Genomic DNA, 15,412 nt, shown 5'->3' on the forward strand with positions numbered 1-15,412 from the left:
CGTCCTAGGGTCAGCGCCGGGGCCGCACCGCCAGCACCAGGAACTCCTGCACGGCGGCCAGCCAGTCGTAGACCGCGCGCTGCATCGCCGACTCGTCGTCGTGCACGTCGCCCTGGTCGCCGTCCTCGTGGATGCCCAGCCGTGCCGCGAGCACCAGGCGCAGATCGGTGATGGTGCGGAGCCACGCGGTCGCCTGCTCCGCGTCGAGCACGACGTGCACAGGGCCGGTGGCAGGCGTGCCCAGACTGTCGATGACCGTCCGGGCGCCCGCCTCCTTGCGCTCGGCCAGCCCGGCGGCGGTGAAGCGGCGGAACTCCGCCGACGCCTCGGGATCGTCCGGGTACGCGTCGGGCAGCAGGCGGCGCAGCGCCGGATCGGCGGAGCCGTCGTCGGCGGCCGACGCGCGGGCCAGCTCGACGGCCTCCTCGGCGAGCGACCGCAGCAGCTGCGCCTCGTCGGCGCGGAAGCGGGCCGACACGCGCCCGTCCTTCCGCCGGTGGAACGGGATCACTCGTCCGCCTTCCGCAGCGTCGCCCAGAGTCCGTAGTCGTGCATCGCCTCGACGTGCCGTTCCATCTCTTCGCGCGTGCCCGTGGCGACCACGGCGCGGCCCTCGGTGTGCACGAGCATCATCAGCCGCTCCGCCTCGCGTCGCGGGAAGCCGAAGTAGGTCTGGAAGACGTAGGTGACATAGCTCATCAGGTTGACCGGGTCGTTCCAGACGATGGTGATCCAGGGCGAGCCCAGCTGGAGCAGTTCATCGGTGCCGGTCTGCTCGAGCGTGCCCGCGTCGGCGGCGGGAGCGGGGCTCACAGCGGGACGCCCCCGATCGCGTCCGCGGCGCGGACCAGGGCGAGGTGGGTGAGCGCCTGAGGCGTGTTGCCGGCGTGGGAGCGCCCTTCGACGTCGTATTCCTCGGAGAGCATACCGACGTCGTTGGCCAGTCCGACCAGCCGGTCCATCAGCCGGACGGCATCCTCGTGGCGCCCCGAGTGCGCGTACTGCTCGACCAGCCAGAACGAGCAGGCGAGGAACGGATGCTCGCCCGGAGGCAGCCCGTCCACCCCGCTCTCGGTGCGGTAGCGCAGCAGCAGGCCGTCCCGCAGCAGGTCCTCTTCGAGCGCGCGGACGGTCCCCAGCATCCGCGGATCGTCCGCGTCGATATAGCCGACCTGCGCCAACTGGAGCAGCGACGCATCCACCTCGGTGGAGCCGTAATGCTGCACGTACGTGCCGCGGTGCGGGTCCCATCCGTTCGCCTCGATGTCGGCGCGGATCGCGTCCCGTTCGCGCTTCCACCGCTCCACCGGGCCCTCGAGGCCGTAATCCTCGACGGCGCGGACGGCGCAGTCGAAGGCCGCCCACACCAGAGCGCGCGAATGCGTGAACTGCTTCGGCTCGTCCCGGATCTCCCAGATGCCGTGATCGGGATCCCGCCAATGCTGCTCCAGGTATCCCATCAGCGCCCGCTGGAGCGCCCAGGAGAACCGCGTCTCCGGGTTGCCGGCTCGGCGTCCGCGGTCGAGACCGAGCATGACCTCGCCGATCACGTCGGCCTGGAACTGGGTGGACGCGCCGTTGCCGACCCGCACCGGATGCGCCCCCTGGTAGCCGGGGAGGCTGTCGATGATGCGCTCATCGAGGTCGCGTTCGCCCGCCAGACCGTACATGATCTGCACGTCGCCGGGGTCGCCGGCGATCGCGCGCAGCAGCCAGTCGCGCCAGTGGTCGACGTAGTCGTTGTAGCCGTGCGCGAGCAGCACGCCGATGGTGAGCGACGCATCCCGCAGCCACACGTAGCGGTAGTCCCAGTTGCGCTCGCCTCCGAAGGCCTCCGGCAGCGAGGTGGTCGCGGCGGCCACGATGCCCCCGGTCTCCAGGTGCGAGAGCGCGCGGAGGAGGAGGAGCGAGCGGACCACCTCGTCGCGGTACGGACCTTCGTGCGCGCAGCCGCTCGCCCACCCGGCCCACCACTCGCGGGTGTGCTGCAGCGCGCGCTCCACGTCGAGAGCCGGGGGAGAGTCGCGGTGCGACGGGAACCACGTCAGGACGAGGTCGATGGTCTCGCCGGCATGCACGGTGAACGACCCCTGGTGGGAATGGTTCGCCGGGCGCAGCTCGGTGCCGCGCACCACGATCGCGTCGGGCCCGGCGACCGCGATCAGCGCGTGCGGGTGCTCCTTCTTCTCCTGGCGCACCCAGGGGATGGCCGTGGCATAGCCGAAGCGGATCCGGAGATCCTGCTGCATCGCGACGGTGCCGCTCACGCCGCGGACCCGGCGGATGATGTCCGCACGGTGGTCGTCCATCGGCATGAGGTCGGTGACCTCCACCTCCCCGCTCGTGGTGGACCACCGGGTGACGAGGATCATCGTGTCCGTCTCGTACCGACGGGTGCTGCTCGCGGACGCGTCGGCAGGCGCCACCAGCCAGCGTCCGTGGTCCTCGGTCCCGAGCAGCGCACCGAACATCGAGCGCGAGTCGTAGCGCGGGAGGCACAGCCAGTCGATGCTTCCGTCCTTCCCGACGAGGGCCCCGGTGAAGCAGTCACTGATCAGGGCGTAATCCTCGATGGGGAGCGACATATTCCCAGTATGGCCGTACTGTGATGGGCATGACGCAGTCCGTGGACACTCTTGTGATTCTCGGAGCATCCGGCGACCTCACGTCACGGCTCCTGCTCCCCGCCATCGGACAACTGCTCACGGATCAGCCGGATCGCGCGTTCGCCCTCGTGGGTTCGAGCAGCGACGACCTCGACGACGACGCCTGGAAGAAGATCGTCCGCACGTCGTTCGAGACGGTCGAGGCGAAGGGCGACGCGGTCGACCGGCTGCTCGACGGGACGCGGTACGTCAAGGCCGACGCGACGAGCGCCGACGACCTGAAGAAGCTGCTCGGGAGCGTGGACGGCGTGCCCGCCCTCTACTTCGCCCTCCCGCCGGCGGTCACCGCGAAGGCGTGCGGGGCCCTCGCCACGTTCGAGCTGCCGAAAGGCCTCACCCTCGCGCTCGAGAAGCCCTTCGGCACAGACCGCGAGAGCGCGATCGCGTTGAACGCGCAGCTCGCGCAGCTGGTGCCGGAGGACCAGATCCACCGGGTGGATCACTTCCTCGGCCGTTCGAGCGTCTTCAACATCCTCGGCGTGCGTTTCGCCAACGGCATCCTCGAGCCCGTCTGGGACGGCCTGCACCTCGAGCGCGTCGACGTGATCTACGACGAGACCCTGGCTCTGGAGGGACGCGCCCGCTACTACGACGGCGCCGGGGCGCTGATCGACATGATCCAGAGCCACCTCCTGCAGGTGATGGCGGTGCTCGCCATGGAGCCGCCGTCCACGCTCGGAGAGGCGGACCTCCGCGACGCCAAGCAGCTCGTGCTGCGCGCGACGAAGGTGTGGGGCGACGACCCCGTCGCCTCCAGCCGTCGCGCTCGCTACGGTGCGGGCGAGATCGACGGCCGGACGCTGCCCGCCTACGCCGACGAGGAGGGCGTGGACCCGGCCCGGGAGACCGAGACGCTCGCCGAGGTCACGCTGCAGATCGACACCTGGCGGTGGAAGGGCGTCCCGTTCACGCTCCGCTCCGGGAAGGCGCTCGGCGGCCGGCGACGCGAGATGGTCATCACGTTCGCCCCTGCGCGGCAGATGCCGGTCGGGCTGAAGGGCACGATGGAGCCGGCCAAGCTTCGGCTGATGTTCGCGCCGGACTCGATGGAGCTGGAGCTCAACATCAACGGCACCGACGACCCGTTGGAACTGGAGCGCACGACGCTGACAGCCGACTTCGGTCCCGGCGCGCTGCTCGCCTACGGCGAGGTGCTGGAGGGCATCCTCGACGGCGACCCGTCGCTGTCGGTGCGCGCCGACACGGCGGTGGAGTGCTGGCGCATCGTCGAGCCGGTGCTGGACGCGTGGCACCGGGGGCGCGTGCCGCTCGAGGAGTATCCGGCCGGGTCCGACGGGCCGAAGGACTGGGCGCCTCTCGGCTGAGCGGGATGCGGTGCTGAGCCGAGTGGCGGTCAGGCCGCCGAGCGGTGCGAGACCAGTGGGAACTCGCCGGTCACGGGCTTGCGCAGGTCGGTCCACTGGGTGATGGGCGCAGGCTCCCAGCCGAGGGCGGCAGGCTCGGCCTCGACCGGCGCCTCGGCGACGGCGGGCGTGGGCTCGGAGATCGCGGCGTCCGCATCCACGGCCACGGAGGCGGCGACGGGCTCGACGACGGCGGCGCTCTCGGTCGCGGACCGGTCGGTCACCGCGGCGGCCAGGTGCTGCGGCTCGGAGAGCGATTCACCGGCCTCGAGGCGGCGGCGCGCTTCGGCGATCGCGGCGGCGATGCCGACCGAGACGGACTGGGCGAGGATCGAGTGGAAGATGGTGTCGGTGTCGTTCTGGGCGCGGCGGACGACCGTCCACTCGCCCTTCTCGCCGATCAGTTCGGCCACCTTCGTGTGCACGAGCTCGAGGATCTGGGCATCCGTCAGCTGAGGGACCGGCGCCGCCGGCACCGCTGCTGCGTGCCGCCTACGACCAAACATCGCGCACCCCTTCCAGGTTCACCTTCGAATACAAGTGTCCTGGACGTGCGCGCCGTGAGACCGCGCAACACGCCGGGGAATTTGCCGGAAATCAGCGGGTCAACGCCCCTTTCGGGATCCGAGGGGGTGGGATTCGCGCTCGGACGCCTCCTTGGACTCCTGGAGCACCGCACCGACGGCCAGCACGAGCGAGATCCCGGCGTTGAGCCACATCAGCGGTATGCGCCAGTCGCGCGGCCCGCTCTTGGACGACTGGATGGTGGTCCACAGGCCGATCGCCGCACTGATCACGGCCCCGTTGAAGAGGTACTTGCGCATGCCGTTCCTTTCGGTGTCGCCCCGTAGCGTACGCTTCCACAGTCGGTACCGGGAGGAGGAGGATGCGCACCGCGATTGTGGGCGCCGTGCTCCTCGTGCTCGGCGGCATCGCCGTGGCGACGGGCCTTCTGCCCGTCCCGGAGGCCGTCGAACTGTGGGACCGCGTGTGGCCGATCCTGCTCTTCGTCATCGCCATCACAGTGGTGACTGAGCTGGCCGCCGAAGCCGGCGTCTTCACCATCCTGGCGCAGCAGACCGCCCGCTGGGGGCGCGGACGCGCCTGGGTGCTCTGGCTGCTGGTGGTGCTGGTCGCAGCGCTCAGCACGATCTTCCTGTCGCTGGACACGACGGCCGTGCTGCTCACGCCGGTCGTGATCGTGATGGCACGGCACGCCGGGCTCAACCCGCTGCCGTTCGCCCTCACCACCGTATGGATGGCGAACGCGGGGTCGCTCCTGCTGCCGGTGTCCAACCTGACGAACCTGCTGGCCCAGCATGCGATGGGGGATCCGGCCCCGGCCGCGTTCGCCGCGCTGATGCTCGCCCCGGCGCTGGTCGCGATGATCGTGCCGATGGTCGTCGTGTTCGTGATCGCCCGTAAGTCCCTGCTCGTGCGCTACGAGACGGGGGACGAGGACGGCATCGAGGACCGCGTACTGTTCTGGGTGTCGGGCGCGGTCGTCGTGGCGCTCATCCCGTTGCTGGTCTCCGGGATCCCGGTCTGGTTGCCGACCAGCATCGCGGCAGTGGTGCTCATCGTGCTGTTCCTGGTGCGGCGCCGGGCGGTCGTGCGGTTCGGGCTGGTGCCGTGGCAGCTGGTGCTGCTCGCCTCCGGGCTGTTCCTGTTCATCGAGGCGCTGCACGCGGCCGGCCTCGGGGCGATCATGGCGGTGATCTCCGGCACCGGCGAGTCGCCGCTGGCCCTACTGCGCCTGTCGCTCACGGGGCTCGTCGGCGCCAACGCGATCGACAACCTGCCGGCCTATCTCGCCCTGGAGCCGGTCGCGACGAACCCCGCGCGGCTGGCGGCTCTCCTCATCGGCGTGAACGCCGGTCCGCTGATCACGCCGTGGGCGTCGCTCGCGACCCTGCTCTGGCACCAGCGCCTGACGTCGTTCGACGTGGAGATCCGCTGGAGCCGCTACATGCTCCTCGGGCTGATCGTGGCGCCGGTGACGGTCGTGCTCGCGACGCTCGCCCTCTCCGCCACGCTCTAGCCGAGCGCCTGCCTGGCTGGTCATCGAGGGGTCGCAACACGCCGTTATCCCGCCCGGATAACGGTGTGTTGCGACCCCTAGATCGCGGCGAGCGGCGGGTCGGCGGCTACTCGGCGGGGAGCAGCTGCGCGGCGTTGACGACGCGGCGGCGGGCCACCGCGATCAGCGCGAGGGCGAAGCCGAACGCCGCCCACAGCAGCAGTCCGCCCAGGCCGCGCCAGGCATCCGCCGAGCCGTCGATCGCACCCTGGAGGGCGGTGATGGCGGGCGAGGTCGGCAGCCACGGCAGGGCCGCGTCGAAGAAGGTCGGGGCGGTCGAGACGATGCCGGAGGCGAGGGTCACCACCACGACCAGCATCGACAGGAACCGCCCGACGCCGCCGAGCAGCGCCACGAGTCCGTGGTTGACGGCAGCGAACGCGATCCCGGCCGCCCCCGCCAGGGCGGCGAAGCCGAACCAGTGGCCGACGTCCAGCCCGAGGGCGGGAGCCATGACGGCCGACACCAGCACGCCCTGCGCCACGCCGAGCACCGCCGCCGGGACGAACCCGTCGAGCGCGATGAGCCCGGCCGCACGCGCGGTCAGCAGCGCGCGCCGCGACAGCGCCTGCAGCACGAGGAACGTCGCCAGAGCGCCGAGCCACAGGGCGACGGAGGCGAACAGCGGGATGCTGGAGGTACCGAACGCAGTCGTGCCGGACGCCTTCTGCGTGACCGGCTGCGCGGCGACGTCGGCCAGGCTCTTCCGCTCGCTCGTGTCGTAGCTCGGGAGCTGCTTCACGGCCGAGTGCAGGCCGGTGGCGAGGGAGGATGCGCCCGAGGCGGACTGGTCGGCGCCGGAGGCGAGCGCCGGGATGCCGTCGCTCAGCTGCTGCACGCCGGTCGCGAACTGCTGCGCGCCGTCCGCCGACTGGGAGGCGCCGGAGGCGAGCTGCTGTGCGCCGGACGCCGACTGGGCGGTGCCGGAGGCCAGCTGCTGGGCCCCGGACGCCGACTGGGTGATGCCGTTCGTGAGCGCCGGCATCCCCGCCGCGAGCTTCTGCGTGCCGCCCGCGACCGTCGAGGCCAGGCCGGTGAGGCTCGGGTTGCCGCCCTGGGGAGTGGTCATCCCGGCACGCGTCTGCGCGATGCCCTCACAGGTCGGGTCGAGCGCGCCGTGCGCTGCGACGCATCCGTCGTAGAGCTGTCCGAGCCCGTCCGCGGTCTTCTGCACGCCGGCGGAGACGCCCGCTGCGCCCGCCGCCAGCTGCTGCGTCTGTGCGGGCAGACCGGCGGTGCTCTGCTCCAGGGTCGTCAGGCCGCCCGCCAGCGAGCCGGCGCCGCCCGACAGCTTCTGGAGGCCATCGGCCAGGCCCGAGGTGCCGTCGGACAGCTGCGAGATGCCGCTCGCCAGCGACGATGCGCCGGTCGACAGCTGCGCGGCGCCGTCGGCGAGCCGGTGCGTGCCGCTCGCCAGCTGCACCAGTCCGCCGGAGAGCTGATCGGCGCCCGTCGCCGCCTTGCCGAGCTGCTCGCCGAGGGTGTTGAAGCCGACGTACACGTTGGAGATGTAGGTGGAGGTGAGCTGCTTGTTCAGCACGGAGGTCGCCGTGGTGGTGACGGCCTGGCTGATCGCCGGGTCGACCAGTTTCGACTGGGGGCTGGTGCGCACGTCGATGGTCGCCTGGGTGGCGTCGGAGGCCGCCCCCGCGGTCGAGGTCGCCGCCTTCGAGAAGTTCTCCGGGATGGTCACCACCGAGACGTACTCGCCGCTCGCGAGGCCCTTGTCCGCATCCTTCTTGTCGCTGAGCACCCAGGTGAAGTTGTCGTTCGCGCTGTCGAGGAGCCCGGCGGACAGCTGACGTCCGAGCGGCACCGTCTGTCCGTCGACCTTCACCGGCTGGTCGAGGTTCACCACCGCCGCCTTGACGTCGTGGAGGCGCTCGGTCGGGTTCCACAGCGCCCAGACGAGGAGGCCGCCGATGACGATCGGCACGAGCAGGATGCCGACGATCGTCAGCCAGGTGACGCGCTTGTCGGAGCGCATCCGCTCCAGCGAGAACAGGGAGCGCGGACGGCGGAGCGGGGGCGTTGGCGTGGTCATCAGGCGTTGGTCTTCTCGAGGTGGGCGCCGTGCTCGGCGCGGTCGGTGTCGGTGAGGTCGGTGGCGGCGTCCGGACGCGTGCGGCGGCTGCGGGGCTCGCCGTCGAGGTCGACGGCGGTGGGCTCCACCGCCTCCGGGAGCAGGTCGTCGAGGCCGGACGGATCGACGCAGCTCACCACCAGGGCGAACGGGCGCTCTTCGACCCGGGCCCGGCTGAGGGCGGCGGTCAGCTCGGCGCGGATCCGCCGGCGCTCGACCGGGTCGGTGACGCCGTCGACGCCGTCGAGGGCGAGCAGCTGCGGGCGGCTGGCGAGGGCGCGGCGGAGGTCGTCCACCGGCGTCTCGGCCGCGTCCAGCCGCACCATCGATGTGCGGGAGCGGACGGCCGCACCGCGCGTCGGGAGCACGAAGCCGGCGACCTTCACGGTTCCGCCGTCGATACGCGTGCGGCCGGTGATGGCCATCAGCAGCGCGACCGCCGCAGTGCGGTCGCCGCCGTGGACGACCAGGACCTCGCCGTCGCGGAGCCGGAACGACACGTCGCCGACCAGCCGCCGCGAGCGCGCACTGACGCCCAGGCCCTCGGCCGCAGCGACATCGCGGGCGCCGGCCTCCGGCCAGTCGGCCAGCTCCAGCTCCTTCTGCAGTCCGTCGCCCTCCACGTCGAACGACGGCAGGATGCGGTCCAGCCAGCGCGGCATCCACCACGCCTTGTCGCCGAGCAGCTGGAGCACCGCGGGGACGAGGGTCATGCGGACGATGAAGGCGTCGACGAAGACGCCGACGGCGAGCCCCAGCGCGATCGGCTTGATCGAGGCGTCGCCTTCCGGCACGAACGCCGCGAAGACGGAGATCATGATGATCGCCGCGGCCGTGACGACCTTCGCTGAGCCCACGAAGCCGCTCTGGATGGCGCGCCGGGCGTCGCCGCCGTGCACGTAGTCCTCGCGGATGCGGCTGACCAGGAAGACCTCGTAGTCCATGGCGAGGCCGAACAGCACGCCCATGAGGATGATCGGCATGAACGAGATGATCGGGCCGGTCTTGTCGACGTGCATCACATCTGACAACCAGCCCCACTCGAACACGGCCGTGACCGCGCCGAACGCCGCTCCGACCGACAGCAGGTAGCCGAGGGCCGCCTTGATGGGAACTGCGATGGACCGGAACACCATGGTCAGCAGGATGAGCGAGAGCCCGACCACGAGCACGCCGAAGGGCAGCAGCGCCCCGGCCAGCCGCGACGACACGTCGATCTGCGCGGCCGTGTTGCCGGTCACCTTGAGGTCGACGCCGTACTCGTCGAGGAAGTGCTGGTGCTTGGAGCGGATCTCGGCGACCAGGTCGGCCGTCTTCTGATCGTCCGGTCCGGTCGTCGGCACCACCTGGACGATGCCGGTGTCGGCGGTCGCGTTCGGCGTGGCGAGCGGCACGGAGGCGACGCCCGGGAGCTCCGCGATCTCGTCGCCGATCTTGGTCATCAGACCGACGGGGTCCGTGCTCTGGATGATCGAGCCGGTGACGATGAGAGGGCCGTTGTAGCCGGGGCCGAAGTGCTCGGAGACCAGGTCGTAGGCGACGCGCGCGGGCTTGCCCTCCGGCTGCGACCCGGCGTCGGGCAGCGCGAGCCGCAGCTGCAGCGCGGGCAGCGCGGCGACGCCCAGCGCGATGATGACGGCCACGACGGTGATGATCGGGATGCGCGTGACCACGCGGACCCAGCCGCGGAAGAAGCCGGGCGGGATCTCGGCGGTCGCGGCGTGGGTGAACGACGGCGCGGCGGAGGGGGACGCTGTGGGCGTCGTTCGGATGGGCAGGTCGCCGGTCGCTTCCGCTCCGGCGTCGACCGCTCCAGCGGATCCCGCCGCCGCCCGCTTCGCCTTCCGGGCGGCCTTCCGCCGTCCCGGGGTGAGCCGGGCGCCCGCGAAGCCGAGCAGGGCGGGCGTGAGCGTCAGCGCGACCAGCACCGCCACGAAGACCGCGACCGACGCCGCGATGCCCATCGTCGTCAGGAACGGGATGCCCGCGACGGCGAGCCCGGCGAGCGCGATGATCACGGTGATGCCGGCGAACAGCACGGCTGAGCCGGCAGTCGCGACGGCCCGGGCGGTCGACTCCTCCGGGGGAGGCCGGATTTCAGCTGTCCCTGATGCCTCGAGATGATGAACAGCGAGTAGTCGATCCCGACCGCCAGCCCGAGCATGAGGGCGAGCATCGGGGTCGTGGACGAGATGGAGCCGAACAGCGTCGCGATGAAGATCAGGCACATCGAGATCGCGACGCCGAGCAGCGCGGTGAGCAGCGGCATCCCGGCGGCGAGGAACGACCCGAAGGTCACGATGAGCACGACGAGCGCGATCCCGACGCCGATGAGCTCGACGGCGGACAGCGTCGGCAGGTTCTGCGAGAAGAGCTGGCCGCCGACCGCGGACTTCGATCCGTCCGGCAGCTGCTTCGCCAGGTCGGCGCCCGCATCGTTGATCGCCGTCTTGGTGGCGTCGGTGACCGTGGTGATCTGGCCCTTCAGCTGAACCGTGATGATCGCCGCCGAGCGGTCGTCCGAGATGAGGTCCTTGACCTGGGTGGAGTAGGGCGAGCTGACGCCCGAGACGCCCGGGATGTCCTTCACCGCATCCACCGTGTGCTCGATCGGCTGCTTGACGTCGCCGTCGTCGACGGTCGTGCCGTCGGGTGCGACGACGACGATCTGGGCAGTCGTGCCGCTGACCTGCGGGAACGTGCGGCTGAGCGTGTCGAGCGCCTCCTGGGACTCGGTACCCGGGATGCTGAAGCTGTTGTCCGTGCCCTGGTTGAACAGCAGGGCGCCGCCGCCGAGGAGGGCGAGGAGGCCGATCCAGACGATCACGACCAGAGCGCGGGCGCGGTAGGCCCACCGGCCGACCGAGTACAGGAGCGATGACACGGGTTCTCCAGTGGGTGAGTACCGAAAGCGACGACAGGGATTCGATACATCCTTGTATCCGTACAGAACCGTATCGGATACACTGCTGTATCGAAAGTTGGATTCAGGAAGGTTTCAGCTTGGAAAGCACGACTCTCAGTGACGCGGTCCCGGCCGACGGACGCGAGGACGCGCCCGCCGAATCGGCGCGCCGCCAGCGCACCAGGACGCGCCTGCTCGACGCCGCGTTCGAGGTCTTCGCCGACCAGGGCGTTCGCGCCGCCAGCGTCGAGACGATCGCGGAGGCCGCCGGCTTCACGCGCGGCGCGTTCTACTCCAACTTCTCCAGCAAGGAGGAGCTGTTCTTCGCCCTCATGGAACGTGAGAAGACGATCCGGCTGGAGCAGCTGAACTCCGGCGTCGCGCAGTTCCTCACCCCGCTCGTGGGGGAGCACGGCGCCGACCTCGGCGACCAGGACGTCCTCCAGACGATCACGCGCATCCTCGAGCTGCAGTCCGACGACCGCCGCTGGTGGCTGGTGCAGGCCGAGTTCCAGCTGTTGGCGCTGCGCGACCACTCGATCGCCGCCGACTACCTGCGCTACCACGACGACTTCATCTCCGACCTGACGGAGATCGTCGTCGAGGCGCTGAGCAGCGCCCGGCGCCGGTTCACCATCGACCCCGAGGAGGCGGTACGGGTGATCGCGGAGCTGTGCGCCAACGGGGAGGCGCGCGCCGTGCTCGCCGACGACCAGCGGACGTTCACCGAGCGGCTCTCCGCGTCCGTCCCCGCCATCCTGCTGGCGCTCACCGAGCGCATCTGACGCCGGGCGATCCGGCCCGGCACGTCTGAGCGTTCCCCAAGGGTCCCGGGCTAGAGTCTGGGGGATGCGACCCGAAGCATCCCGAGACCGCCGCGCGCTGCGCGCATCCCGCCTGCTCCGTGCCGCCGCCGTCACGGCCGCCGCCACCCTCGCGCTCGTTCTGACCGGCTGCTCCGGCGCACCCGGCGGGGCGGAGACCCCGGATGCGCAGTCGCGCGCACAGACGGCCGCGCCGACGCCGGCCGCCACGCCCGATCCGTTCCCGAAGGAGCCTCTGACGCCGGAGACGCGGTACGTCGCCCTCGGCGACTCCTACGCCGCCGGATTCGGCGGGGGAGCGGAGCAGGGCTCATGCCGTCTCAGCGCGAACGGCTACCCGTCCGTGTTCGCGAGGAAGGCCGGGATCGACCTCGTCGTGAATGCGGCGTGCGCAGGAGCGACCACGTCGGACCTGCTCAAGCACCAGCTGATCGCGCTCGACGACCGCACGGACCTCGTCACGGTCAGCATCGGCGGCAACGACCTGGGCGTGGCGGAGATCGCCGGGGACTGCGCGGCGGGCAAGGCCGCCGCCTGCCGCAACGAGGTGACGGCCGCTCTCTCGCTGCTCAACGTCCTGCCCGACCGGCTGAAGACCGTCTACAGCGCCATCGCGCAGGCGGCGCCGAACGCGCGGATCGTCGTGACCGGCTACACGCTGCTCTACGACGTCTCGGCGCCGGGGGCCCCGGACTTCCAGACCTCCGCGGCGATCAACGCCGCCACGCTCGGCCTGAACGAGGTGATCCGGCAGGCGGTCGCCGACCAGCGCGCGGCGGGCAAGCCGCTCACCTTCCTGCCCGTCGACTTCGCCGGGCACGAGGTCGGCGATGCGAAGCCCTGGCTCAACACGAGCGGGGCGGGCGTCTTCCACCCGACCGCCGCCGGGTACGCCGAGTACGCGAGCCGGCTGGTCCAGCTGCTCGGAACGGCGCAGTGACGCCGAGCTGACCGGCCCGGGCCCGGCGGAGGGACGCTGGTACCCTGGCTGGTGTCTCACGTCCCGATCTCCCGAGGGAGTTGACCCACCATCACCACCACGCCTGCACCGACCGCCTCCACGTCCACCGCCGGGCCGGAAGCCGACACATACGACCTGATCATCGTGTCGAACCGGCTCCCCGTCGACCGCGTGCTCGACGAGAGCGGGAACGCCGACTGGCGGCCGTCGCCGGGCGGTCTGGTGGCGGCGCTGGAGCCGGTGATGCGGTCGCAGGACGGCGTGTGGATCGGCTGGGCCGGCGTCGCGGACGAGGACGTCGATCCCTTCGAAGCCGGCGGCATCAACATCCACCCGGTGCCGCTGTCGGAGCAGGAGCTGCAGGAGTACTACGAGGGCTTCTCCAACGACACTCTGTGGCCGCTCTACCACGACGTGATCGCGCAGCCGAGCTACCACCGGGAGTGGTGGGAGAGCTACGTGAGGGTCAACCGCCGCTTCGCGCAGGCCGCCGCCGACGTGGCCGCGAAAGGCGCAGTGGTCTGGGTGCACGACTACCAGCTCCAGCTGGTGCCTGCGATGCTGCGCGAGCTGCGGCCGGACCTGGTGATCGGGTTCTTCAACCACATCCCGTTCCCGCCGTACGGCATCTACTCGCAGCTGCCCTGGCGCCGCCAGATCATCGACGGCCTGCTCGGCGCGGATGTGATCGGCTTCCAGCGCGTCGCCGACGCGGGCAACTTCTCACGGGCCGTGCGGCGCCTGAAGGGTTACGAGACCCGCGGTCCGATCATCGAGGTGCCGATCGACACCGACGACCCGGAGGCGGGCTCCCACCGCCATGTGACGACCGACCGGCGCGGCGGTCTGGCCCGTACGGTGCTGGCGCGCCAGTTCCCGATCTCCATCGACGCCGACCAGTACCAGGAGCTCGCGCGCAGGCCGGACATCCAGGCGCGCGCCAGGGAGATCCGCGAGGAGCTCGGCAATCCCGAGAAGATCATGCTCGGCGTCGACCGCCTGGACTACACGAAGGGAATCGGCCACCGGTTGAAGGCCTTCGGCGAGCTGCTGGAGGAGGGTCGCGTCAAGGCCGAGGACGTCACGCTCGTCCAGGTCGCCAGCCCCAGCCGCGAGCGCGTCGAGACCTACCGCCAGTTGCGCGACGAGATCGAGCTGACGGTCGGCCGCATCAACGGCGACTACTCCACTCTGGGCCACACCGCCGTCGCGTATCTGCACCACGGCTACCCGCGCGAAGAGATGGTGGCGCTCTACCTCGCCGCCGACGTCATGCTCGTCACCGCCCTGCGCGATGGCATGAACCTGGTCGCGAAGGAGTACGTGGCGACCCGCGTGGACGAGGACGGCGTGCTGGTCCTCAGCGAGTTCGCGGGGGCGTCCGACGAGCTGCGCCAGGCGCTGCTGATCAACCCGCACGACATCGAAGGCCTCAAGGAGAGCGTGCTGCAGGCGCTGGCGATGCCGAAGCGCGACCGCACCCGCCGTATGCGCGCTCTGCGCAAGAAGGTCCTGACCAACGACGTTGCCCGCTGGTCGGCCTCGTTCCTGGATGCGCTCACGCGCCGTGCGCACGGCGACCACCCGCTCCAGGACCCGCCGGTCAACCGGCGCTGAGCCGACCGCCGCACCCTCCCGCCCCACCTCTCCGCTTTGAAGGACGCATGACCGACACCGCCTCCCACCGTCCCCCCGCCGCCGCGGTCGCGCTCGCCACCGCGTTGCAGGAGCTGGCACGCGCCGACCGCGTGCTGCTCGCGCTCGACTTCGACGGCACGCTCGCCCCGTTCGTCGACGTGCCGCGCGGCGCCCGGGCGCTGCCGGAGTCGAAGGCCGCACTCGACCGGCTCGAACACCTTCCCCGCACCTGGGTCGCGTACGTCTCCGGGCGTCCCCTCACCAGCCTCGAGACCGTCACGGAAGCGGACGAGGACGCGCTCCTGATCGGGTCGCACGGCGTCGAGATCCGGTTCGGACGCGACGGCGTCTCGCTCGACCTGACCGACGACGAGCAGCGGATGCTGGAGCGCCTGGGCCGCGTGCTGCAGGAGCTCGTGGACAGCGTCCCCGGCGCGAAGCTCGAGATCAAGCCGGTCGGGTTCGGCGTGCACTACCGGCAGGTCGATCCGGCCGAGGGCAGGACAGTGGTCGCTCGCGCGCGGGAGGCCGCCGCGGCCGTGAGCGACGCGCTGACCATCCGCGACGGCAAGGACATCATCGAGTTCTCGGTGCGCGGCGCCGACAAGGGCGACGGCGTCGAGCGGCTGCGCGAGTACACGAAGGCGACCGCCGTGCTGTTCGCCGGCGACGACGTCACGGACGAGGACGGCTTCGCCGTGCTGCGTCCGGAGCGCGGCGACGTGGGCATCAAGGTCGGTGCGGGCGAGACCGCCGCGCAGTACCGGGTCGCCGACGAGCGCGCGATCGCGGCTCTGCTCGGCCTGCTGGCGCAGGCGCGCGAGGCGCACCTGAACTCGTCCACACACTGACAGCCGGGCGAGCTCTCCCCAGCCAAGGGACACATGGTCG

Annotated in this window: 12 protein-coding genes and 1 pseudogene; 6 read left to right on the plus strand and 7 right to left on the minus strand. The window is 71.2% G+C overall.

The window, feature by feature from the left end; all coding sequences use genetic code 11:
* Positions 1-10: 10 nt before the first annotated feature.
* The 3 genes from ACR9Y5_RS07755 to ACR9Y5_RS07765 are packed head-to-tail and all read right to left on the minus strand — an operon-like array spanning position 11 to position 2,585.
* A complete protein-coding gene (locus tag ACR9Y5_RS07755; protein WP_481297420.1) occupies positions 11-511 on the minus strand; it encodes a DUF2017 domain-containing protein in 501 nt (166 codons plus the stop codon).
* The gene (gene clpS / locus ACR9Y5_RS07760; protein ID WP_481297421.1) at positions 508-813 is read right to left on the minus strand and encodes an ATP-dependent Clp protease adapter ClpS; all 306 of its coding nucleotides are present in this window, start codon (positions 811-813) and stop codon (positions 508-510) included. The genes ACR9Y5_RS07755 and clpS overlap by 4 nt, the downstream gene beginning before the upstream one ends.
* The gene (locus ACR9Y5_RS07765) at positions 810-2,585 is read right to left on the minus strand and encodes a glycoside hydrolase family 15 protein (protein ID WP_481297422.1); all 1,776 of its coding nucleotides are present in this window, start codon (positions 2,583-2,585) and stop codon (positions 810-812) included. Before ACR9Y5_RS07765 ends, clpS begins: the two co-directional genes overlap by 4 nt.
* Positions 2,586-2,614: 29 nt before the next feature.
* Between ACR9Y5_RS07765 and ACR9Y5_RS07770 the strand changes: the two genes are divergently transcribed.
* A complete protein-coding gene (locus ACR9Y5_RS07770; RefSeq protein ID WP_481297423.1) occupies positions 2,615-3,991 on the plus strand; it encodes a glucose-6-phosphate dehydrogenase in 1,377 nt (458 codons plus the stop codon).
* 29 nt (positions 3,992-4,020) lie between these two features.
* Here the strand turns inward: ACR9Y5_RS07770 and ACR9Y5_RS07775 are convergent, their stop codons facing one another.
* Positions 4,021-4,536, minus strand: a complete 516-nt coding sequence (locus ACR9Y5_RS07775; protein ID WP_481297424.1) for a hypothetical protein — start codon at positions 4,534-4,536, stop codon at positions 4,021-4,023.
* Positions 4,537-4,635: 99 nt separating this feature from the next.
* Positions 4,636-4,854: a hypothetical protein gene (locus tag ACR9Y5_RS07780; protein ID WP_481297425.1), complete on the minus strand. Its 219-nt coding sequence runs from the start codon at positions 4,852-4,854 to the stop codon at positions 4,636-4,638.
* A gap of 62 nt (positions 4,855-4,916) precedes the next feature.
* Between ACR9Y5_RS07780 and ACR9Y5_RS07785 the strand changes: the two genes are divergently transcribed.
* Positions 4,917-6,071, plus strand: a complete 1,155-nt coding sequence (locus ACR9Y5_RS07785) for an SLC13 family permease (RefSeq protein ID WP_481297426.1) — start codon at positions 4,917-4,919, stop codon at positions 6,069-6,071.
* A gap of 106 nt (positions 6,072-6,177) precedes the next feature.
* Here the strand turns inward: ACR9Y5_RS07785 and ACR9Y5_RS07790 are convergent, their stop codons facing one another.
* Positions 6,178-8,154: a YhgE/Pip domain-containing protein gene (locus tag ACR9Y5_RS07790; protein ID WP_481297427.1), complete on the minus strand. Its 1,977-nt coding sequence runs from the start codon at positions 8,152-8,154 to the stop codon at positions 6,178-6,180.
* Positions 8,154-11,077 (minus strand): annotated as a pseudogene (locus ACR9Y5_RS07795) (MMPL family transporter). The gene ACR9Y5_RS07790 and the pseudogene ACR9Y5_RS07795 overlap by 1 nt, the downstream one beginning before the upstream one ends.
* Positions 11,078-11,196: 119 nt before the next feature.
* Between ACR9Y5_RS07795 and ACR9Y5_RS07800 the strand changes: the two are divergent.
* From ACR9Y5_RS07800 to otsB, 4 genes are all read left to right on the plus strand, one after another.
* Positions 11,197-11,883 carry a TetR/AcrR family transcriptional regulator gene (locus ACR9Y5_RS07800; protein WP_481297428.1) on the plus strand — a complete coding sequence of 229 codons (687 nt, stop codon included), beginning with the start codon at positions 11,197-11,199 and terminating at the stop codon, positions 11,881-11,883.
* A gap of 64 nt (positions 11,884-11,947) precedes the next feature.
* Complete coding sequence (locus tag ACR9Y5_RS07805) at positions 11,948-12,862, plus strand: SGNH/GDSL hydrolase family protein (protein ID WP_481297429.1); 915 nt, start codon at positions 11,948-11,950, stop codon at positions 12,860-12,862.
* A gap of 165 nt (positions 12,863-13,027) precedes the next feature.
* On the plus strand, positions 13,028-14,500 hold the full coding sequence (otsA, locus tag ACR9Y5_RS07810) for an alpha,alpha-trehalose-phosphate synthase (UDP-forming) (protein ID WP_481297430.1): 1,473 nt from the start codon (positions 13,028-13,030) through the stop codon (positions 14,498-14,500).
* Positions 14,501-14,547: 47 nt separating this feature from the next.
* On the plus strand, positions 14,548-15,372 hold the full coding sequence (otsB, locus tag ACR9Y5_RS07815; RefSeq protein ID WP_481297431.1) for a trehalose-phosphatase: 825 nt from the start codon (positions 14,548-14,550) through the stop codon (positions 15,370-15,372).
* Positions 15,373-15,412 lie beyond the last annotated feature (40 nt).

The sequence above is a fragment of the Leifsonia sp. KNZ13-11D genome (assembly GCF_056754895.1).